Origin of the sequence: Microbacterium sp. NPDC060132 (genome assembly GCF_042729675.1) — a bacterium.
Classification (GTDB): domain Bacteria; phylum Actinomycetota; class Actinomycetes; order Actinomycetales; family Microbacteriaceae; genus Microbacterium; species Microbacterium sufflavum.
This window is the reverse complement of the sequence record NZ_JBHWXU010000001.1, coordinates 605,603-627,014: the sequence shown is the minus strand read 5'-3', so window position 1 is coordinate 627,014 and position 21,412 is coordinate 605,603. Positions and strand designations below refer to the sequence as shown.

Here is a 21,412-nt window from a genome sequence, read left to right as displayed (position 1 = left end):
CCCGCCGCCCGTCACAGGGGCAGCGGGTCGGCGCCGTCTTCGCGGGAGCCGTACCCCCAGCGGAGCGCGATCAGCCCCGGCGCGAACCCCGAGCGCACGGTGGTGGCCGTACGGTTCGCGGGAGGCAGCGGCACGATCTCCTCCTCGCCGCCGACCATCGTGACCTCTTCGATCCAGGTGGGCGACGGCGACCGCGCGAAGTCCACGTGCAGGAGCAGCTCGGGCGTGCGGTACATGCTCGCGTAGGTCACGAGCCGGTCGCGCGGGTAGGGGAGCGGGTAGTGCAGGGTGAACTCGATGAGCGCGGACTGCCGCTGCTCGGGCGGATCGTCGACGGCGAGGAGCATGCCGAACGCCATGCGGGAGGAGTGCGCGTGGCGCTGCACCACGCGGCACCCGGTCACCGCGGTCAGCTCGGGCCACACGTCGGTCGGCACCCCGGGAAGGTCGATGTACGGGATGAGGCCGGCCCGTCCGCTGGGGGGCCGGAGGATCGCGCGGTAGTGGATGGTGTCGACGAGGCCGTGCGCGTCGGTGGTGCAGACCGCGTGGACGGAGTGGGTGTTGAACGACGCCGCGGGGTCGATGCCGAGCGCGCGGAACGTGTCGAGGATCGGCCCCTCCCGCGTCCAGTCCTCGCAGGGTGCCCGCGGCTTGGGCGGACGTCCGGCGCGGCGGCTGTGTCCGATGCGTCGCTGCAGGGTGCCGCTGTCGAGCAGGAGCAGCGTCTCGAGCTCCTCGACCGCCGCGAGCGAGCAGACCCCCTCGGGTTGCCGCGTGCCGTTCTGCCAGCAGCTGAGGGTGGCGATCGAGACGGGGTTCCCGTGTCGTCGGAGCCGATCGCTCAGCTGCGCGAGGGACGTGCCGCGGGCCGCGATGGCCTCCCGCAGTGTCTCGGCGAACCCGGCGACGGGAGCGGGTGGCGACGGATCGAGGTGCATGAGGCCTCCTGGGGGTCGTCCCACCCATGACACCAGATCAGACATCAGATGTCGAGAGTTCGTTGCCGCATCCCGACCTGCGCGCCGCCGGCCGGGAGGGTCAGGTGGCGTTCCACAGGTCGCGGTAGTACGCCATCCGCTCCCGGTCGGGTTCGAGGCCGTACGCCTCGACGAGGGCGTCTTCCCACCCCGGGCCGTAGTTCCACCCGGTGCTCATGGCGGCCACGGCGATGTCGGCCCAACGGTCGGCGACGCCCAGCTGCGCGAGGTCCACGTGCGCGAGCCACCGGCCGTCCGTGCCGATCAGGGTGTTCGGGCAGCAGGCGTCGCCGTGGCTCACCACTGCGCGGTCGATCGGCGGCGGAGTGCGCAGCGACTCCGGCACCACGATGCCCCGGCGCTCCGCGTTCGCGATGCGCGACGGCACGCTCCACTCCCACGGGCACTCGGCCACGGGCAGCGCGTCGTGCAGCGCCCGCAGCGCCTCGCCCACCGCGCGCACGGCGGTCGCGGGCTCGGCCGTCCACCGGGGATCCACGGCGCTCAGGCCGTCGAGGGCCGCCGTCACCAGCCACTCGTGCGTCTCGTCCTCGCCGCTGTCCAGCACGGTCGGCGCGCTGATCCACCGCGCGGCCCAGCGCATCCGCTCGGCCTCGTCGCGCAGCGTGGACTCGAGGTTGCGCGGACCCCACTTGATGTAGAACGGCTCGCCGACGCCGGTCGCGCGGAACGTGAGACCGCCGTCGTCGTTCCGCCAGACGCAGACGAGGTCTGCTCCGCGGGACAGCTCGCGCACCCGGTCGGGGACGACGACGGACTCGGCGGGGATCGTCATGCTCCCATCCTGCCGGACGGGCGGACGCTCAGGGCCGACCGGTCGCGCGAGGAGCGGACGCCGTCTCCGGACGGGCGGTGTCGTAGGCTCGCCTCGACGCCGTCCCCTCACGCCCGGTCGCACCGGCACCACCGCGGCCCGGGTTCGTCCTGGAACCAGGAACCACCTAGGCTGGGACTGCGTTTCAGGCATGTCGCACGACGTTCGAAGGAGAACCTCACATGCAGATCAGCGGACAGGGCGCCCTCGTCACCGGAGGGGCGTCGGGCCTCGGGCTCGCCACCGCGCGTCGCCTCGCGGCGGCCGGAGCCCACGTCACGATCATCGACCTCCCCTCCTCGGTGGGTGCCGAGATCGCGGAGGAGCTGGGCGGGATCTTCGTGCCCGCCGACGTCACGAGCGTCGACGAGGTCGCGGCCGCGGTCGCCGCCGCACAGGCCGCCGCCCCGCTGCGCGTGGTGATCAACTGCGCCGGTATCGCCCCGCCCGCCAAGGTGCTCGATCGCGAGGGCAACCCCGCGGTGCTCGCCGACTTCGAGCGGATCGTGCGCATCAACCTCGTCGGCACCTTCAACGTCATCTCGCAGGCCGCGGCCGTGATCGCGAAGAACGAACTGCACGACGAGGAGCGCGGCGTCATCGTCAACACCGCCAGCGTCGCGGCGTTCGACGGTCAGATCGGGCAGCCCGCGTACTCCGCGTCGAAGGGCGGCGTGCACGCCATGACCCTCCCGATCGCTCGCGAACTCGCCCGACACGGCATCCGCGTGTGCACCATCGCCCCCGGCATCATGGAGACCCCGATGCTGATGGGGCTGCCGCAGGAGGCGCAGGACTCGCTCGGCCAGCAGGTGCCGTTCCCCGCCCGCCTCGGCCGACCGGACGAGTACGCCGCCCTCGCGCAGCAGATCGTCGAGAACGGCTACCTCAACGGCGAGACCATCCGCCTCGACGGCGCCATCCGCATGGCACCGCGCTGACCACCCGCCCCGAAGGAGAACCCATGTCACTCGCCGGCAAGACCATCCTCATGTCGGGCGGCAGCCGCGGCATCGGCCTCGCGATCGCGCTGCGCGCCGCCGCCGACGGCGCCAACATCGCCATGCTCGCCAAGACCGACACCCCGCATCCGAAGCTCGAGGGCACCGTGCACACCGCGGCCGAGCAGATCCGCGCGGCCGGCGGCCAGGCGCTGCCGATCGTCGGCGACGTGCGCGAGGACGACGACATCACCGAAGCGGTCATGAAGACGCAGGGCGAGTTCGGCGGCATCGACATCGTGATCAACAACGCCAGCGTGATCGACCTGTCGCGCTCGCTCGACCTCTCGGCGAAGAAGTACGACCTGATGCAGGACGTCAACGTGCGCGGGACGTTCATGCTGTCGCGGGCGGCCGTGCCGATCCTGAAGGACGCCGAGAACCCGCACATCCTGTCGCTCTCGCCGCCGCTGAACCCCAGCCCGAAGTGGCTCGGGGCGCACACGGGCTACACGCTCGCGAAGTTCGGCATGACCATGGTCACGCTCGGGCTCGCGGCCGAGTTCGCGCGCGACGGCATCGCCGCCAACACGCTGTGGCCCCGCACGACCATCGCGACCGCCGCCGTGCAGAACCTCCTCGGGGGCGACAGGGTGATGGCCGCGAGCCGCACGGCCGACATCTACGCCGACGCCGCCTACGCGGTGCTGTGCCGGCCGGCCGCGACCACCACGGGGCAGTCGCTCATCGTGGAGGACGTGCTGGAGGCCGAGGGCGTGACCGACTTCTCGCGCTACGCCGCCGTGCCCGGCACCCCCGACAGCGCCCTGTTCCCGGACATCTTCCTCGACTGACCCGGTCCGCGCGGGATCAGAAGAGCAGGTAGAGCGCGCCCAGGATCGTGAGCGCGATCACGATGCGGTCGAACACCCGTTGATCGAGCCGTCGTGCCACGCGCAGTCCGAGGAGGGCGCCGAGCACCACCAGCGGCGCGAGCAGCGCGTCCGTCAGCAGCACCGGCGCGGTGAACAGTCCGATGCCGGCGAGGAACGGCACCTTGATCACGTTGATGATCGCGAAGAACCAGGCCGAGGTGCCCAGGAACACCTGGATCGGGGTGCGCGTCGCCAGGAAGTACATCGACATCACGGGTCCGCCGGCGTTGGCGACCATCGTCGTGAAGCCGCCCAGGGTGCCGTAGGCGCCGGCGAGCACGAGTCCGCCGCGGGGCGTGACCGTCGTGTCGACGCGCGACTGCCGCCATCGTCGCCACAGGGTGACGGCGATCATCAGCAGCAGGATCACGCCGATCGCGCGCCGCACCACGTCGTCGCCCGTCAGGGCGAGGAAGGCGAAGCCGAGCAGCAGTCCGGCGATGACGGCGGGGGCGAGTCGCAGCAGTGTCGGCCAGTGGGCGTGCCGACGGTAGGCGAGGAGCGCGAACACGTCGCCCACCATGAGCAGCAGCAGCGTGGCAGCGGTCGAGGTGCGGGCGGGCAGCACCGCGGCGAACAGCGCGATCGCGAGGATGCTGCCGCCGGGCAGCGCGGTCTTGGAGATGCCGATCACGACCGCGGCCAGGCCGAGCGCCGCCCAGGCCCACGCGTCGAGCGCCATCACCGGCGCAGCTCGTCCGCGATGTCTTCGAAGCCGCGGGCGGTCGCGAGGTCGAGCGGCAGCACGCCGTCGCCGTCGCGGATGGTCGGGTCGGCGCCGCCGTCGAGCAGGGCGCGCACCACGGCGACGTAGCGCCCCGAGCCGTCACCGAGCACGATCGCCTCGTGCAGCGCCGTCCACCCCAGGTTGTTCACGTGGTCGGGGTCGGCGCCCGCATCGAGCAGGATCTGCACGGTGTCGAGCAGTCCGCGCTCCGACGCGGGGATGAGGGCGGTGCCGCCGAAGCGGTTGGTGCTGGTCAGGTCGGCGCCGTTGTCGAGGGTGAGGCGCAGGATCTCGTCGTGACCGCGGGCACCCGCGTACAGATAGGCCGAGTCCTGGATGTCGTCTTTCGCATTCACGTCGGCACCCGCGGAGATCAGCGCGCGGGCGGCCTCGACGTGGTTCGCCTTGGTGGCCGCGACCAGTGCGGTCATGCCGCCCTCGCCGCGGGCCTCGATGTCGGCACCGGCGTCGAGCGCAACCCGGACGTCGGCGGCGTCACCGCGGGCGGCGGCGTCGAGCAGGGCGGACGTGGCGTCGCGCGGGGCGGGCGTGGTATCGGTCATCGGAGCCTCCGTGGTGGGTGCGGTCGGGTGCGTGGCGGTGGTCGCCGTGCACGCCGAGGGGAGCAGGGCGACCCCCGCGAGGGCCGCCCAGAGCACGCCCCGCCGCATCCGCATACCTCTGGTATACCAAACGGCCCGGAGGTGGGGGAGCGTCAGTCCCGGACGGAGGCGAGCGCGGCGGCGAACCGGGCGGCGCGCTGCTCCAGGTCGGCCCAGTCGGACGCCGCGATCGAGGCGCCGTTGGCGAGGTCGCCGCCGGCGCCCACCGCGACTGCACCCGCGGCGTACCAGTCGGCGAGGTTGTCGGGCTTGACGCCGCCGGTGGGCATGAGCGGGGCGTCGGGGAACGGGCCGCGGAGAGCGCCGAGGTAGGCCGGGCCACCGAGCGAGGCGGGGAAGATCTTCACGACGTCGACGCCGAGCTCCAGCGCGCCCATGACCTCGGTGGGCGTGAGGGCGCCGGTCATCACGACGCGGCCGGTGTCGAGCATCGCGCGGGTGAGGGCCGGGAGCGTGCCGGGGCTCACCAGGAACTCGGCCCCGGCGTCGGCGGCCTGTGCGGCCTGCGCGGGGGTCGTCACGGTTCCGGCGCCGATGTAGGCGGCGTCACCGTGGCGGGCGATCAGCTCGCGGATCACGGCCGGGGCGTCTGGTGTGGAGTAGGTGACCTCGATGCCGGTCACTCCACCCCGGATGATCGCCTCCGAGGCCTCCAGGGCGAGTTCGGGCGAGGGGGCGCGGAGGACGGCGAGGACGCCGGTGGTGCGGGCGCGGGCGAGACGGTCGGACATGGCGCTCCTTGATCGAGGGATGCGTCCATTCTTCCGCACCACAACTTGTCATTACAAGTTGTGCTACTTGGCGACGAGCGTCGTCTCGAAGCTGTAGAGGTCGGGGCGGTAGCAGTGGTGGCCGAACTCGATCGCGGCGCCGGACTGGTCGAACGAGATGCGCTCCATTGTGAGCACGGGGCCGCCCGCCTCGATCTCCAGCAGCTCCGGCTCGTCGTCTTCCGCGCGGCGGGCGCCGATCTTCTGCTTCGCGATGCGGATCGCGACGCCCCGGGCGCGGAGTACCTGATAGAGGCCGCGCGACTCCAGCTGCTCGGTCGAGATGTCGGCCAGCTCGCGAGGGAGGTAGTTCTCGAGCACCGCGACCGCGACGCCGTCGGTGCTTCGTCTGCGGCGCAGATGCAGCACCTCGGTGCCCGGCTCGAGCCCGAGCGCGAGGGCCACCTCGTCGGTCGCGGGGATGATCTCGTGGGTCAGCACCTGCGTGCCCGGCTCGTGGTTCGCGCTCTGCAGGTCTTCGTACAGGCTGGTCAGCTCGACCTGCCGCGTGACCGAGCCCTGCACCACCTGGGTGCCGATGCCGCGGCGGCGCACGAGCAGGCCCTTGTCGACGAGCTCCTGGATGGCGCGACGGATCGTGGGGCGGGAGAGTCCGAGCTGCTCCGCGATCGAGACCTCGTTCTCCAGGCGGGCGCCCGCGGGGATCGCGCCGGACTGGATCGCGCTCTGGAGTCGTGTGGACACCTGGAAGTAGAGCGGGACGGGCCCCGTGCGGTCGATGTCCGCGAAGAGCTCGTGGGGCCAGGGGGTGACGACATCGGCCATGGATGCTCCGCTCTGGGTTGGGGAGTCACATTGTAGCGACAATCATACGAGCGTCTCCAGACGGCGTCGAGGCGCAGTATTCCGCGGATCCCGGCCGCGCCCGCGCAGGATGGCACCGCGGGTGACCTCCGAGATGCTTAAAGTGCTATTGTGCTGACATGACGGGAGCAGCGTGAGCTTCGGGTGGGATCCCCACCTGCTCGTCGAGCTCGGGCTCCTCGGGCTGGCGTTCGTGCTCTCGCTGGCCGTGGGTGTCGAGCGCTCCCGCAAGCAGAAGAACGCCGGGCTGCGCACGCACGTGCTGGTGGGCCTGGGCTCGGCCATCTTCACCCTCATCTCGGCCTACGGCTTCGAGGGCGTGCTCGGGCCGGAGGTGGCCGTCGATCCCTCGCGCATCGCGGCGCAGGTGGTGTCGGGGATCGGGTTCCTCGGCGCCGGCGTGATCTTCGTGCGCAACAACGCCGTGTCCGGGCTCACCTCGGCCGCGACCATCTGGGTGGTCGCGGCGATCGGCATGGCCTGCGGGGCGAACATGCCCCTGCTCGCGATCGCGGGCACGGGTCTTCATCTCCTCACGGTCGGCCCGCTGTCGCGGCTGCGCGACCGCGTGCGCCCCGAGCCCGAGCGCCTGCGCGTGACCCTGCAGTACGAGGCCGACCGCGGCGCGCTGCGCGAGGTGCTGGCGGCGGCCGAGCGGCGGGGGCTGCCCGCCACACTGCTCGGTGCTGCGCGCATCCACGGTGAGGCGGACATGCGGGCGACGCTCGAGTTCGCGGAGGCCGAGCCGGGGTCGCGCTCCGAGCTGATCGACGCGATCGCCCGCCTCGACGGGGTGCGCTCGGTCGTGGTGCAGGGCTTCTCCGAGGACGATTGATGCATATGTCATGACCTGCTAACATTCGAGACGAACCCAGGGTTCGACCATTCAATGGAGAAAGGACAACGCGTGATCCGCATCGCGAACGCGCCGGTGAGCTACGGAGTCTTCGAACTCGCTCGACCGGACCTCGTGGCCCTCCCCGACGGGGAGCAGCTCGCCCGCTGGATCAGCGAAGCCGGATACCAGGGCATCGACCTGGGCCCCGTCGGTCTCCTCGGCCAGGGCGCCGAGCTCGACGAGCGCCTCTCCCGCCACGGCCTCGACCTCGCCGGCGGCTGGGTCGACCTGCCGTTCGCGGGCGAGGACGAGGAGTTCGCCGCCGCGCTGGCAGGCCTCGACCGCACGCTCGACGTGTTCGTCACCGCCGCCGAGCGCGGCCAGGACCTCGCACCGCTGCCCACCCTCGCCGACTCCGGCAGCCCCGCCCGCAAGGCCCGCCCGGGCGGCGCCCCCGAGCTCACGCTCCGCGGTGCCGCGTGGGAACGGTTCGCCGACCGGGTCAACCGCGCCGCCGCGCGCGTGCGCGACCGGGGCCTCGAGCCCACCTTCCACCACCACGCGTGCACGCACGTCGAGACGCCGGAGGAGATCGACGCGCTACTCGCCTCCACCGACGTCGACCTCACGTTCGACTCCGGTCACCTGCTGATCGGCGGCGGCGACCCCCTGCCCGACTACCGGCGCTGGCGCGAGCGGATCAACCACCTGCACCTGAAGGACGCCCGCACCGCCCTGCTGCACGACGCCCTGGCCGCCGACGACCCCATGCGCTCGGTGTGGGAGAAGCGCGTGTTCGTACCCCTCGGGGAGGGCGACCTCGCCGTCGACGCCCTGCTCGACGAGATCGTCGCGAGCGGGTACTCCGGATGGCTGATCGTCGAGCAGGACGTGGTGCCGCGCTCGACCGCCGACGTGGAGCGCGCCGTGGCCGAGCAGGCCGCCAACCGCGAGGCCCTGCGGCGGTGGTTCGCATGAGCGCCGCCGTCACCCGCGTCGCCGTGATCGGACTCGGCGCGATCAGCCAGAGCGTGCACCTGCCGCTGCTGCGCCGCAACGCCGAGGCCTTCGCGATCGCCGCGCTCGTCGACCTGTCCGCCGCGCGCACCGCCGACATGGGCGCCCGCTACGGCGTGCCGTCCGCCCGGCAGTTCACCTCGGTCGACGAGCTCGTGGCCGCGACGGCCGCCGGCGACCTCGACGTGGACGCCGCCATCCTCGCCACCACCGGCTCGCACGCGGGAGACACCCTGCGGCTCGTGCGGGCGGGCATCCGGGTGCTCGCCGAGAAGCCGCTCGCCTACTCGCTCGCCGAGCTGGACGAGCTCACGGCGTACGGGCGCGAGGCCGGCGTCGACCTGCGCGACTGGGTGCGCGTCGGCTACATGAAGGAGTACGACACCGCGTCGCTGCGCGCGAAGGAACTGCTCGCCGACGTGACCCTGCGCGCGATCGACGTGCAGGTCATGCACCCGCTCGACGGCTCGCAGCTCGCCTACGCGCGGCTCGCCGCTCCCACGGGCGACGTGCCCCGCGACACCATCGAGCCCCTGATCGCCGCCACAGCCGCCATCGTCGACGGTGCCGTCGGGTCAGACCTCCCCGTCGACCTCCGCACGCTGTACACCAACGTCGTGCTCGGCTCGATCGTGCACGACGTGGGGCTGCTCCGGTCGCTCGTCGGTGGTCTCGGCGAGGTCGCGTTCGCGCAGCACTGGGGCCCGAAGATGCCGGGCTCCGTGCACGTGCGCGGCACCCTCGCCCGCGACGAGACGCCGTGGACCGTCGACTGGCACTACATCGACGGCTACCCCGACTACCAGGAGACCGTCACGTTCCACCACGAGGCCGGATCGATCGAGCTCGTGTTCGGCGTGCCCTACGTGACGAACCTCCCCACCATCCTCCGCGTGACCGAGAGTCACCCGGAGCTCGGCATCCGCGTGAGCGAATCGCGGTGGATGCAACAGGAAGCATTCGAGAACGAGCTGTACGCGCTCGCGGCCCTGGTCCGCGGCGAACGCCCCGACGGGGCGAGCGTCGAGGAGTCGGTCGCCGACGTGCGCGTCGGGCAGCGGATCATCCGCGCGCTCGCGGTCTCGAAGGGCCACGCGCTCGACCCGGGCGCCGAAGCCGCGCAGTAGCCATCCCGCAACACCCGAATCCGAGCGCCACCGCTCGGCGATCAACGACAAGAAAGGTCGGAAATGGTCACGCAAGGAAAGCGCCGCCTGCTCGCGGCGTTCGCCCTCACCACCGTCGGTGCGGTCGTGCTGGCCGGCTGCTCCGGAGGATCGGAGCCCGAGGCCGAGGAGTCGACGGGGCCCGTCACCCTGACGCTCACCACCAACTCCATCACGGGAGGCAAGAACGCCGCCGAGGCCGACTGGATCGCGGACTGGGTCGTCCCCGAGTTCGAGAAGGCCATGAAGGAGGACGGCAAGGACGTCACCGTCGAGTTCCAGCCGCAGGGCGTCGACGACGAGGACTACAAGACGAAGATCGCCCTCGACCTGCAGTCCGGCAAGGGCGCCGACATCATCGGCATGGACGGCATCTGGGTCGGCGAGTTCGCCGAGGCCGGCTACATCAAGCCGCTCGCCGAGGTCGGCGGCGACGCCGTGGACGACTGGGACGGCTGGGGACAGATCCCCGACGCCGTGCAGAGCGCGCTGTCGTTCGACGGCGACCGCTACGGGGTGCCCCAGGGCGCGGACGGCCGGGTGCTCTACTACAACAAGGACCTGTTCGCGCAGGCCGGCCTCGACGAGGACTGGGCGCCGGAGAGCTGGGACGACATCCTCGATGCCGCGAAGGACCTCAAGAAGATCGACGGCGTGACCCCGATCCAGCTCAACGCCGGCACCGCGATGGGCGAGGCCACGACCATGCAGGGCCTGCTCCCGATGCTCGTCGGCACCGGCGAGCAGGTGTACGAGGACGGCAAGTGGATCGGCGCCACCGACGGCATGCAGGAGGTGCTCGACCTCTACAAGACGATCTACGTCGATGAGGGCCTGGGCGACCCCGTGCTGCAGCAGGAGGCCTCCGGCCGCGACACGTCGTTCCAGCTGTTCGCCGAGGGCAAGATCGGCATCCTCCTGGAGGGCGACTACTTCTGGCGCTCCGTGATCAACCCCGCGGAGGGTGTGGGCACCGCGCCCATGGCCAACCGCGACGAGGTCGTCGGCTACGCCAAGATCCCCGCGGTCGAGCCTGGCGAGGGCATCAAGGGCCAGGACTTCGTGTCGATGTCGGGCGGCACCGGCCGCGTGCTCAACCCGAACTCGAAGCACGCCGAGCTGGCGTGGGAGCTGCTCGCGTTCATGAACTCGCCCGAGGCATACGAGGCCCGTGCCGCCGGCACGCTCGCGATCTCGCCGCGCGACGACGTGAACGAGAAGCTGCTGTCGTCCGACCCGATGCTGACGTTCGTGAGCCAGGAGGTGCTGCCCATCACGGCGTACCGCCCCGGTCTCGCCGCGTACCCGCAGGTGTCGGTGCTGCTGCAGCAGGCCACGCTCGACGTCGCCACCGGAACCTCGGTCGACGATGCGCTGAAGACCTACGTCCGTGGTCTCGAAGGCGTCGTGGGACCGGACGCGATCTCCGAGTGACCATGACGAATGCAACGATGCCGGCGGGGAGCGTCCGCGCTCCCCGCCGGCGCCGCGCGGAGGACGTCGCCGGTCTGGGGCGCGCCAGGGCGACGCTGTTCGCGGCCCCCGGGCTCCTCCTGATCGGCCTGTTCCTCCTCTTCCCCGCGATCTGGACGGTCTACTTGGGGATGACGAACTACCGGCTCACCGGCTTCGCGGCCGCCAACCCGCAGTTCGTCGGCCTGGACAACTTCTCCACCGCACTGAACGACCCGCGGTTCTGGAACTCCCTGTGGCTCACGCTCGTGTTCGTGCTCGTCTCGGGCATCATCGGGCAGACCGTGCTCGGGTTCGCGCTGGCGTGGATGTTGCGCAACGTCCGTCCCGGCATCAAGACCTTCATCGAGACGCTCGTGCTCGCGGCCTGGGTCATCCCGGCCTCGGTCGCCTCGTTCCTGTGGCTCGCGCTGCTCGACCGCCGCACCGGCACGCTCAACGCCCTGCTCGGCACCGAGGGTGCCGCCTGGCTGATCGAGCATCCGATGGAGTGCATCATCATCTTCAACATCTGGGTCGGGACCGCGTTCTCGATGCAGCTGTTCTCGTCCGCCATCAGCGCCGTGCCGCCGTCGCAGCTGGAGAGCGCCCGCATGGTCGGCGCCAACACGTGGCAGCAGCTGCGCGACGTGATCCTGCCCAACATCAAGGGGCACCTGCTCACCAACACGCTGCTGATCACGCTGTGGACGTTCAACACGTTCACGCCGTACCTGCTGACCGCGGGCGGCCCCAACGGGCAGACCGACATCCTCTCGGTGTACATCTACCAGACCGCGATCCCGGGCGGACAGCTCGGCCTCGGTGCGGCGATCTCGCTCATCATGCTCCTGATCAACCTCGTGATCGCGCTGATGTACACGCGCGTCTCCCGGGGTGCGAATCCGAAGAAGAAGAAGGTGCGCTCATGATGTCGACCATCAAGACCGTCGCGCGCGACCGGTCCGTGACCCACTTCGTCTCGCGGATCCTGTTCACGCTCGTGCTCGTGATCGTGTCGCTGTTCTTCGCGCTGCCGATGGTCTGGCTGATCCTCGCACCGTTCGACGCGACCCCGTCGCTGACGGTGTCGTGGCCGGACTGGACGCTCGACAACTTCGCGCGCCTGGCGGAGAACCCCTACGCGCTGAAGTCGATCCTGAACTCGCTGATCCTCGGCGTGGGCACGATGGCGCTGGTGATCGTGCTGGGCGCGCTGGCGTCGTACGCCATGAGCCGCATCAACATCCCCGGCCGCGACGGCATCCTCTACGGGCTGCTGCTGCTGTCGTCGATCGTGACGGGGACCGCGGCCATGGTGCCCACGTTCCAGCTCATCAACCAGCTGCAGCTCATCAACACGCACGTCGGGGTGATCCTCGTGCTCGCCGGCGGCATCCTGCCCACCGTGATCTTCATCCTCAAGGACTTCATGGACTCGATCCCGAAGTCGTACGAGGAGTCGGCGCGACTGTACGGCGCAGGGCCCTTCCGCATCCTGAAGGACGTGGTCGTGCCGATCGCCCGGCCCGGGCTCGCGTTCATCGCGATCTGGACCATCGTGCAGGTGTGGGGCAACTTCCTCGTCCCGTTCCTGCTGCTGCGCACGCCCGACATGCAGCCGGCCGCCGTGCTCATGTACACGTTCTACACCGAGAGCGGCCAGGCCGACCTGCGGCTCATCTCCGCGTTCTCGCTGGTCTTCTCGGTGCCCGTCCTCCTCATCTACTTCTTCGTCAACCGCCGCTACGGCTTCCGCTTCCACGGAGGGATCAAGTCCTGATGGCCGCCATCACTGCAACCCAACTCGTCAAGGAGTACCCCGGCGGGGTGCGCGGCGTCGACAGCGTCGACGTCGAGATCGCCGACGGCGAGTTCTTCGCCCTCCTCGGTCCCTCCGGCTGCGGCAAGACCACGCTGCTCCGCTCGATCGCCGGCCTGGAGAGCATCACGTCCGGCCGCCTCACGATCGGCGACAAGGACGTCACGAACGCCGAGCCGGGTGAGCGCGGCGTGGCCATGGTGTTCCAGGACTACGCGCTGTTCCCGCACATGGACGTGGCCGACAACATCGCCTACCCGCTGCGCATCCGCCGCGTCGCGAAGAACGAGCGCCGCACCACGGCCGAGTCGGTCGCGAACGGCCTGTCGCTGAACGGCCTCATCGAGCGTCGCCCCGGCCAGCTCTCGGGCGGGCAGCAGCAGCGCGTGGCCCTCGCCCGCGCGGTCGCCACGCGGCCCGACGTGCTGCTCCTGGACGAGCCGCTGTCGAACCTCGACGCCCGGCTGCGGCTCGAGGCGCGCACGTTCCTCAAGGAGCTGCAGCGCGACCTCGGCGTGACCACCGTGTTCGTGACGCACGACCAGGCCGAGGCGCTCGCGCTCGCCGACCGGATCGCGGTCATGAAGGCCGGGAAGCTGCAGCAGATCGGCTCGCCGCGGGAGATCTTCCACCGCCCCAACAACACGTTCGTCGCGGGGTTCATCGGCTCCGTGCCCATGAACCTGCTGGAGACCACGGTCACCGGCGGCCACGTGCGCATCGGCGACACCGACGTGCCCGTGCCCGCCGAGGCTGCCGCGGACGTGCGCGACGGGCAGGCCGTGAGCTGGGGCATCCGCCCGGAGTACGTGCGCTGGTCGACCGAGCCCGTCGCCGACGGCATCGCCGCAGAGGTCGTGGTGACCGAGACCCTCGGTGCGACCAGCCTCGTGCTGGTGAGCTCCGGCGACCACAAGCTGCAGGTCGTCGTGCCCGAGGAGCTCGAGCCGCAGCCGGGCGACCGCGGCTGGATCGTGCCGCAGCGCAACCGCGCCCTGCTGTTCGACACCGAGACCACCGAGCGGATCGGCTGATGGCCGCGATCCGCACCACCCTGCGCCTCACGCACGAGATCCAGAACGCGGACCGCTACGTGCGCGTGCCGTTCGAGGTGCCGCCCGGCACGGACTCGCTCGAGGTGCGCCTGTCGTACGACACCGAGGCGGCCGTGATCGACCTCGGCTGCGAGGGTGCGGCGGGGTGGCGCGGATGGTCGGGCGGCTCGCGGCAGGACTTCGTGATCCGCGCCGACGACGCCACGCCCGGCTACCTCCCCGGTCGCCCGGAGGAGGGGGAGTGGCACGTGATCCTCGGCGTGCACCGGCTCCCCGCGGGCGGGACCGACGCGACCGTGGAGGTGCTGCTCCCCGCGGAGTCGGGCATCGACCACGGCCCGGTGCCCGCGCGGATCGACGGGGTGCCCCGGGGGAGCAGCCGCGAGCTGCCCGCGGACGCCGGACTGCGGTGGTACGCGGGTGACTTCCACGCGCACACCCTGCACTCCGACGGGCACGAGAGCATCGCGGGGCTCGCGTCGCTCGGGGTGCGGGCGGGCCTGGACTTCCTGTCCGTGACCGACCACAACACCACCAGCCACCACGCGCACCTCCCGGTCGTGGGTGCGCAGCAGGGCATCACGCTGCTGCCCGGCCAGGAGGTCACGACCCACCGCGGTCACGCGAACGCGTTCGGCGACATCGGCTGGATCGACTTCCGCCGTCCGGCCCAGGAGTGGGTCGACGAGGTCGAGCGCCGGGGCGGTGTCCTCAGCGTGAACCACCCGATCTCGGGCGACTGCTCGTGGCTGCACCCGCTGGAGCGCACGCCCCGGGCGATCGAGCTGTGGCACTCCACCTGGTACCGCGAGCTGATCGCCACCTCGCCCCTCGCGTTCCACGAGCGCTGGGACAAGGGGGCCGTGCTGCTGGGAGGCGCCGACTTCCACATGCGGAGTCAGGGTGTCGGCCCGGGCACGCCCACCACGTGGGTCGCGGCGGAGGACGACTCGGCCGAGGCGATCCTCGCCGGGGTCGCCGCCGGCCGCACCGCGATCATGGGCGGCGTCGCCGTGCGCGACGGCCTCACCGTGCCCGAGCTGTTCACCGCGCCCGTGCTGCTGCGCGTGGACGGCGACCTGCTCGCGATCGACGCCGACGGGCTCATCCTCGTCGACGGTGCGGGCGAGCGTCGTGCCGTGCACGGCGACCGCGCCTCCTTCTCCGGCGATCCCGCCGCCGGCCCGTACTACCTGCTGCACCCCGACCGCAGCATCGCCGCCCTGTGCGCCTGAGCGCCGCCCGAACCCCCCGAGATACAGGAGTCCCCGCCCGTGAGCAGTGAGATCGTCGTCGTCCCCCACACCCACTGGGACCGCGAGTGGTACGAGCCGCACGACGTGTTCCGCCTGCGGCTCGTGCACATGCTCGACCGCCTGATCGGCATCCTCGAGGCGGAGCCGTCGTACCGGTTCACGCTCGACGGGCAGGCCGCGGCCATCGAGGACTACCTGGAGATGCGCCCGGACATGCGCGACCGCGTGGTGGCACTCGTCGAGAGCGGGCAGCTGAGCATCGGCCCCTTCCTGATCCTGCTCGACGAGTTCGGCTGCGACGGCGAGACCATCGTGCGCAACCTGGAGCTGGGCCGCGCCGCGAGCGCCCGCCTCGGCCGCACCATGCCCGTCGGCTACCTGCCCGACATGTTCGGCCACGCGGCGCAGATGCCGCAGATCCTGGCGGGCTTCGGCATCCGGCACAGCGCCCTGTGGCGCGGCGTGCCCGGTGACGTGCAGGAGCACGCGTTCTCCTGGGTCGCGCCCAACGGCGACGCGGTGCGCTGCGAGTACCTGTTCGACGGCTACGGCAACGGCCTCGACATGTTCGCCCTGCCCGGTCAGCTCCCCGCGCTCGCCCCCGACTACGCCGCCCGCACCGCGTCGTGGTACGGCGACGACCCCGTGCTGGCGATGCTCGGCACCGACCACTCCGCGCCCCCGGAGGACCTGGCCGAGGTGATCCGCGACTACGACGCGGCCGGCGGTGAGCCCCGTCTGTCGATCGCGACGCTCGACGAGCACCTCGCGCGCTACGCGACCGACGCGGACGCGCTCGCCGCGCTGCCCCAGGTGCGCGGGGAGATGCGCTCGCACGCCCGCGGCAACCTGCTGCCCGGCGTCTTCTCGATCCGCACGAACCTCAAGCGCGAGATGGCCCGCTCGGAGCAGGCGCTCGCCGCGGCCGAACGGCTCGACCTGCTGTACGGCACGCGCGACCACCGCTCGTTCTTCGACACGGCGTGGTACCGCCTCGTGGAGAGCACCGCGCACGACTCGGTCACCGGCTGCGGCGTCGACAGCACCGCGGAGCAGGTGGGCACCCGCATCCACACCGCCGGGCACATCGCCCGCGGCGTGATCGACAGCGTGCTGCGCGACCTCGCGGTGTCGGTGAGCCCCGCTCAGCACCTGGTGTTCAACCCGTCCGGCTTCGCCCGGCGCGCGCAGGTGGAGGTCACGCTGCACGGTGTGGATCCCGCCACCCTCGCCCCCGGCGTGCAGGTGCTCGACCCGCTGCCCACGGTGCTGGGCGACGAGCAGTTGCGCACGGCCGACCTGCCCAAGCTCCTGCGCCGCATCCACGGGCGCGAGCTGTTCGGGCAGCAGATCAACGGCTACGCGTGGGGCGAGCGGTCGCTGCGCTTCGAGGTGGCCGAGAGCCCCCGCGGGGTGTGGGATCTGGCCGCGTTCACGGTCGAGCTGGAGGAGCGCGTGGCCGCCGATGCCGCGGGCGAGGACCTGTGGCACGTGGAGACCATCGCGGATCCGCGGCACCGGGCGCTGCTCGCGGTCGACCTCGACGGTGTCGCGCTCGCGGCCGTGTCGGAGACCTCGGCCCCCGCGCCCCTCGACCCCGTGCGGGTGAGCGCGACCTCGCTGTCGAACGCGGCGCTGACCGCGACCGTGAACCCCGACGGCACGGTGCGCATCGACGGCGCGGACGGCTCCGCGATCGACGGCGCCCTGGCCCTGGTCGACGAGGGCGACTGCGGTGACTCGTACAATTACGGGCCGGTCGACCCCGCCTCCGCCGTGACCGCCCCGGCATCGGTCGAGGTGACGGTGGTCGAGGAGGGGCCGCTGCGCGGGCGACTGCGCATCCGCCGCGTGTACGACCTGCCGGAGCGCCTGGACGCCGACCGTCGTCGCGGCGCCGCGACCGTGCCGCTGGTGACCGAGACCACGGTCGAGCTGCGCGAGGGCGAGGGCTTCCTCCGGGTGGGCATCGACTACGTCAACACCGCGTCCGACCACCGGCTGCGGGTGCTCGTGCCCACCGGGGCCGCGGGGCTGGAGTCGTCGCGCAGCGCTGGTCAGTACGGGCTCACGGTGCGCGGGCGCGAGGCCGAGGGCGGCTGGGGCGAGTTCCCGCTGCCGACCTACCCCGCGTACCGGTTCGCCGCGGCGGGCTCGACGGCGGTGCTGGTGCAGAAGCTGTCGGAGTACGAGCTCGTCTCGACCGCGGGGGAGCAGGACGCCCTCGCGGTGACGCTGTCGCGCTCGGTGGGCATGATGAGCGTGAACCTGCACCCGCTGCGCGATGAGCCGGCCGGCTCCGAGATCCCGGTGCCGGGCGCGCAGTACCTCGGGGTGCCGGTGCACACCGAGCTGGCGATCCTGGTCGGTGCCGACGATGCGACGGCGGTGCGGGCGTCCGACCTGTTCCGGCACGAGCCGCTCGTGGTGCGGGGCACCGGAGAGACGGACGGGCCGCTGCCGGAGCCCGCGTTCCGTGCGGAGCTGTCGGGTGACGTGGTGCTCGAGTCGGCGCGACGCGTGGACGACGAGGCCGAGCTGCGCTTCGTGAACTACCTCGACGGCGAGCGCGACCTGGCGTTCGCGGCCGAGGGTGCGTGGGCGCGTACCGATCTGCGCGGTGAGGTGCAGGAGGACGCCCTGGACACCCGCGGTGCGCGAGTGGCGGGCGGCGGCGTGGTCAGCCTGCGGCGCGCGATCCGGTGACGGCCGCACGGGTGGGAGCGCAATAGTGCTAATGTTAGGACAAATGCAGCGAGAGGAGGCGGGGCGATGAGCGAGCGACCACGGGCGACCGAGATCCTCAGCATCGGACGCCTCGGCGTCGACCTGTACCCGCTGCAGGACGGCGTGGGGCTCGGCGAGGTCACGAGCTTCGGCAAGTACCTCGGCGGCAGCGCCGCCAACGTCGCGGTCGCCGCCGCCCGGTACGGCCACGACACCGCGCTGTTCTCCCGTGTGGGCGACGACCCGTTCGGGCAGTACCTGCGCGACGAGCTGGAGCGCCTCGGGGTGTCGAGCCGGTTCGTCGCCACCGACCCCGATTACAAGACCCCGATCACGTTCTGCGAGATCTTCCCGCCCGACGACTTCCCGCTCTACTTCTACCGCGAGCCGTCGGCGCCCGACCTCCAGCTCCGGTCGGACGACGTCGACGCCGACACCGTGCGCGACACGGCCCTGGTGTGGTTCACCGCGACCGGTCTCAGCGAGGACCCCAGCCGCACGACCCACCTGGAGCTGCTGGAACAGCGCGGCCGCCGGGCGCACACCGTGTTCGACCTCGACTACCGCCCGATGTTCTGGGAGTCGGCCGAGGCCGCACGCCCGTGGGTCCAGCGGGCGCTGGGCTTCGCCACGGTCGCCGTCGGCAACCGCGAGGAGTGCGAGGTCGCCGTCGGCGAGACCGATCCCGAGCGCGCCGCCGACGCCCTGCTCGACCGCGGCGTGGAGCTCGCGATCGTGAAGCAGGGCCCCCGCGGCGTGCTCGCCAAGACCGCCACGGAGCGCGTCGAGATTCCGGCGCGACAGGTCGCCGTGGTCAACGGCCTCGGGGCGGGCGACGCGTTCGGCGGTGCGCTGTGCCACGGGCTGCTCGCCGGGTGGCCGCTGGAGAAGACCCTGACGTGGGCCAACGTGGCGGGCGGCATCGTCGCCGGCCGCCGCGAGTGCTCCACGGCGATGCCGACCGAGCGCGAGATCGCGGAGGTCGTGAACGGAGATGCGTGACATGACAGCACTGACGCAAGAGGACTTCGAGCGACTGCGCACCGTGCGGGCCGAGTCCCCCCGGGCGATCCGCGAGCTGCTGGCCGCGCGCCGCCGCCGCGACATCATCCGCGGCGACGGACGGCTGTTCATCATCGCGGCCGACCATCCCGCACGCGGAGCCCTCGCAGTGGGCGCGGAGCCCTACGCCATGGCCGACCGCTACGAGCTGCTCGACCGCCTCGCGATCGCGCTGCGCCACCCGGGCGTCGACGGGGTGCTCGGCACGCCCGACATCATCGACGACCTGGCCGTGCTCGGCCTGCTCGACGACAAGATCGTGGTCGGCTCGATGAACCGCGGTGGGCTGCGGGGTGCGAGCTTCGAGATGGACGACCGCTACACCGGGTACGACGTGCCGGCGATGGTGGACTCGGGCATCGACTTCGCCAAGGCGCTGCTGCGCGTGAACCTCGACGACGACGGCACGGCGCCGACCCTGGCCTCCACGGCCGACGCGGTGACCGCGGCGGCCCGCGCCGACCTGCCGATCATGCTCGAGCCGTTCCTGAGCCGCCGCGTCGACGGCCGTATCGTCAACGACCTCAGCCCCGACGCCGTGATGCTGTCGATCGCCATCGCGAGCGGTCTGGGCGCCAGCAGCGCGAGCACGTGGCTCAAGCTGCCCGTGGTCGACGACATGGAGCGCGTGCTCGCCGCGACCACCCTGCCCGTGCTGCTGCTCGGCGGCGACGCGGGTGCCGACCCCGACGACACGTTCTCCTCGTGGGAGGACGCCCTGTCGCTCCCCGGCGTGCGCGGCCTCACGGTCGGCCGCACGCTGCTGTACTCCGCCGACATCGACGTGGCCGCGGCCATCGACGTCGCCGCCTCCCTCGTCCACCCCGGCCTGTCGGCCTGATCCCGAAGGACCCGCATGAGCTCCGACACCCCCGTCATCGGCCACTGGATCGACGGTGCCCCGCACGCCTCGACCAGCGGGCGGACCGCCCCCGTGTTCAACCCCGCCACGGGCGCCGAGACCGCCAGGGTCGCGCTCGCCGACGAGGCCGAGATCGCCGCGGCCCTCGCGTCCGCGGAGCGCGGTTTCGCGGAGTGGAGCACGTGGTCGATCGCGAAGCGGCAGGGCGTGCTGTTCGCGTTCCGGGAGCTGCTGAACGCCCGCAAGGGCGAGCTCGCCGCGATCATCACCGCCGAGCACGGCAAGGTGCTCTCCGACGCGATGGGCGAGATCCTGCGCGGACAGGAGGTCGTGGAGCTGGCGACCGGGTTCCCGCACCTGATCAAGGGCGCCTACTCGGAGAACGCCTCGACCGGGATCGACGTGTACTCGCTCAAGCAGCCCCTGGGTGTCGTGGGCATCATCTCGCCGTTCAACTTCCCGGCGATGGTGCCGATGTGGTTCTTCCCCGTGGCGATCGCGGCGGGCAACGCGGTGGTCCTCAAGCCGAGCGAGAAGGACCCGTCCGCCGCGCTGTGGCTGGCCGAGCTGTGGGCCGAGGCGGGGCTGCCCGCCGGGGTGTTCACGGTCCTGCAGGGCGACAAGCAGGCGGTCGACGGGCTGCTGCACAGCGACATCGTGCAGTCGATCTCGTTCGTGGGATCGACGCCCATCGCGCAGTACATCTACGAGACGGCGTCGCGCACCGGCAAGCGCGTGCAGGCCCTCGGCGGTGCGAAGAACCACATGCTGGTGCTGCCGGACGCCGACCTCGACCTGGTCGCGGATCAGGCCGTGAACGCGGGCTTCGGTGCCGCGGGCGAGCGCTGCATGGCCGTGTCGGTCGTGCTGGCGGTGGAGCCCGTCGCGGACGAGCTCATCGCGAAGATCACCGAGCGGATCGCGACGCTGCGGGTGGGCGACGGCGCGGGCGACGGCACCGGCGAGCCCGACATGGGCCCGCTGATCAGCGCGGAGCACCGGGCGAAGGTCTCCGGTTACGTCGACATCGCGGAGGCCGACGGCGCCCGCATCGTGGTGGACGGCCGTGGCCTGACGGTGGACGGGCGCGAGGACGGCTTCTTCTTCGGCCCCACCCTGATCGACGACATCCCCACCGACTCCCGCGCCTACACGGAGGAGATCTTCGGCCCGGTGCTCTCGGTCGTGCGGGTCGAGACGTTCCAGGAGGGCGTCGACCTGATCAACTCCGGGCGCTTCGGCAACGGCACCGCGATCTTCACGAACGACGGGGGAGCGGCCCGCCGCTTCCAGCACGAGGTGCAGGTGGGCATGATCGGCATCAACGTGCCCATCCCGGTACCCGTCGCCTACCACTCGTTCGGCGGGTGGAAGGCGTCGCTGTTCGGCGACGCCAAGGCGTACGGTGTGCACGGGTTCGACTTCTTCACCCGCGAGAAGGCCGTCACCAGCCGCTGGCTCGACCCCGCCACCCACGGCGGCATCGACCTCGGCTTCCCGCAGAACCGCTGACGACACC

20 protein-coding genes are annotated in these 21,412 nt (G+C 71.7%); 14 read left to right on the top strand and 6 right to left on the bottom strand.

The genetic code is table 11. From position 1 onward, the window contains the following. Window positions 1-11 precede the first annotated feature (11 nt). Entirely contained in the window at window positions 12-941 is a 930-nt protein-coding gene (locus tag ACFWCH_RS03220; protein ID WP_136033351.1) for a hypothetical protein, read from the bottom strand. Between the two features lie 100 nt (window positions 942-1,041). Beyond that, window positions 1,042-1,776 (bottom strand): phosphotransferase, encoded by a 735-nt coding sequence (locus ACFWCH_RS03215; RefSeq protein ID WP_378802893.1) that lies wholly within the window; start codon window positions 1,774-1,776, stop codon window positions 1,042-1,044. 221 nt (window positions 1,777-1,997) lie between these two features. Between ACFWCH_RS03215 and ACFWCH_RS03210 the strand changes: the two genes are divergently transcribed. Together ACFWCH_RS03210 and ACFWCH_RS03205 are read left to right on the top strand one after the other, a co-directional pair. After that, complete coding sequence (locus ACFWCH_RS03210) at window positions 1,998-2,756, top strand: SDR family NAD(P)-dependent oxidoreductase (protein ID WP_378802892.1); 759 nt, start codon at window positions 1,998-2,000, stop codon at window positions 2,754-2,756. 23 nt (window positions 2,757-2,779) lie between these two features. Then, window positions 2,780-3,610 carry an NAD(P)-dependent oxidoreductase gene (locus ACFWCH_RS03205; protein ID WP_136033357.1) on the top strand — a complete coding sequence of 277 codons (831 nt, stop codon included), beginning with the start codon at window positions 2,780-2,782 and terminating at the stop codon, window positions 3,608-3,610. Between the two features lie 16 nt (window positions 3,611-3,626). Here ACFWCH_RS03205 and ACFWCH_RS03200 read toward each other — a convergent pair whose 3' ends face one another. The 4 genes from ACFWCH_RS03200 to ACFWCH_RS03185 form a co-directional block, all read right to left on the bottom strand. After that, the gene (locus ACFWCH_RS03200) at window positions 3,627-4,376 is read right to left on the bottom strand and encodes a sulfite exporter TauE/SafE family protein (protein WP_378802891.1); all 750 of its coding nucleotides are present in this window, start codon (window positions 4,374-4,376) and stop codon (window positions 3,627-3,629) included. Beyond that, the gene (locus tag ACFWCH_RS03195; RefSeq protein ID WP_378802890.1) at window positions 4,373-5,095 is read right to left on the bottom strand and encodes an ankyrin repeat domain-containing protein; all 723 of its coding nucleotides are present in this window, start codon (window positions 5,093-5,095) and stop codon (window positions 4,373-4,375) included. The genes ACFWCH_RS03200 and ACFWCH_RS03195 overlap by 4 nt, the downstream gene beginning before the upstream one ends. A gap of 38 nt (window positions 5,096-5,133) precedes the next feature. Beyond that, window positions 5,134-5,772 (bottom strand): bifunctional 4-hydroxy-2-oxoglutarate aldolase/2-dehydro-3-deoxy-phosphogluconate aldolase, encoded by a 639-nt coding sequence (locus ACFWCH_RS03190; RefSeq protein ID WP_366626490.1) that lies wholly within the window; start codon window positions 5,770-5,772, stop codon window positions 5,134-5,136. Between the two features lie 63 nt (window positions 5,773-5,835). Further along, a complete protein-coding gene (locus tag ACFWCH_RS03185) occupies window positions 5,836-6,597 on the bottom strand; it encodes a GntR family transcriptional regulator (RefSeq protein ID WP_136033361.1) in 762 nt (253 codons plus the stop codon). Window positions 6,598-6,769: 172 nt separating this feature from the next. On the opposite strand from ACFWCH_RS03185, the gene ACFWCH_RS03180 reads away from it, so the two are divergent. The 12 genes from ACFWCH_RS03180 (at window position 6,770) to ACFWCH_RS03125 (ending at window position 21,405) form a co-directional block, all read left to right on the top strand. After that, window positions 6,770-7,471: an MgtC/SapB family protein gene (locus ACFWCH_RS03180; RefSeq protein WP_136033363.1), complete on the top strand. Its 702-nt coding sequence runs from the start codon at window positions 6,770-6,772 to the stop codon at window positions 7,469-7,471. A 72-nt stretch (window positions 7,472-7,543) separates the two neighbouring features. After that, the gene (locus ACFWCH_RS03175; protein WP_205828304.1) at window positions 7,544-8,452 is read left to right on the top strand and encodes a sugar phosphate isomerase/epimerase; all 909 of its coding nucleotides are present in this window, start codon (window positions 7,544-7,546) and stop codon (window positions 8,450-8,452) included. Beyond that, window positions 8,449-9,618, top strand: a complete 1,170-nt coding sequence (locus ACFWCH_RS03170; RefSeq protein ID WP_378802889.1) for a Gfo/Idh/MocA family protein — start codon at window positions 8,449-8,451, stop codon at window positions 9,616-9,618. The genes ACFWCH_RS03175 and ACFWCH_RS03170 overlap by 4 nt, the downstream gene beginning before the upstream one ends. Window positions 9,619-9,681: 63 nt before the next feature. After that, window positions 9,682-11,091 (top strand): extracellular solute-binding protein, encoded by a 1,410-nt coding sequence (locus ACFWCH_RS03165; protein ID WP_378802888.1) that lies wholly within the window; start codon window positions 9,682-9,684, stop codon window positions 11,089-11,091. A gap of 2 nt (window positions 11,092-11,093) precedes the next feature. After that, window positions 11,094-12,041, top strand: a complete 948-nt coding sequence (locus ACFWCH_RS03160) for a carbohydrate ABC transporter permease (RefSeq protein WP_378802887.1) — start codon at window positions 11,094-11,096, stop codon at window positions 12,039-12,041. Beyond that, window positions 12,038-12,892 (top strand): carbohydrate ABC transporter permease, encoded by an 855-nt coding sequence (locus tag ACFWCH_RS03155; RefSeq protein WP_205812745.1) that lies wholly within the window; start codon window positions 12,038-12,040, stop codon window positions 12,890-12,892. Before ACFWCH_RS03160 ends, ACFWCH_RS03155 begins: the two co-directional genes overlap by 4 nt. After that, the gene (locus ACFWCH_RS03150) at window positions 12,892-13,965 is read left to right on the top strand and encodes an ABC transporter ATP-binding protein (RefSeq protein ID WP_136033373.1); all 1,074 of its coding nucleotides are present in this window, start codon (window positions 12,892-12,894) and stop codon (window positions 13,963-13,965) included. Before ACFWCH_RS03155 ends, ACFWCH_RS03150 begins: the two co-directional genes overlap by 1 nt. After that, a complete protein-coding gene (locus tag ACFWCH_RS03145; protein ID WP_168442871.1) occupies window positions 13,965-15,221 on the top strand; it encodes a CehA/McbA family metallohydrolase in 1,257 nt (418 codons plus the stop codon). The genes ACFWCH_RS03150 and ACFWCH_RS03145 overlap by 1 nt, the downstream gene beginning before the upstream one ends. Before the next feature lie 39 nt (window positions 15,222-15,260). Next, on the top strand, window positions 15,261-17,948 hold the full coding sequence (locus ACFWCH_RS03140) for a hypothetical protein (protein ID WP_378802886.1): 2,688 nt from the start codon (window positions 15,261-15,263) through the stop codon (window positions 17,946-17,948). A gap of 66 nt (window positions 17,949-18,014) precedes the next feature. After that, window positions 18,015-18,971 carry a 5-dehydro-2-deoxygluconokinase gene (gene iolC / locus ACFWCH_RS03135; RefSeq protein ID WP_378802885.1) on the top strand — a complete coding sequence of 319 codons (957 nt, stop codon included), beginning with the start codon at window positions 18,015-18,017 and terminating at the stop codon, window positions 18,969-18,971. A 1-nt stretch (window position 18,972) separates the two neighbouring features. After that, window positions 18,973-19,872, top strand: a complete 900-nt coding sequence (locus ACFWCH_RS03130) for a deoxyribose-phosphate aldolase (protein ID WP_206252520.1) — start codon at window positions 18,973-18,975, stop codon at window positions 19,870-19,872. Between the two features lie 15 nt (window positions 19,873-19,887). Next, a complete protein-coding gene (locus ACFWCH_RS03125; RefSeq protein WP_136033383.1) occupies window positions 19,888-21,405 on the top strand; it encodes a CoA-acylating methylmalonate-semialdehyde dehydrogenase in 1,518 nt (505 codons plus the stop codon). Window positions 21,406-21,412: the final 7 nt, after the last annotated feature.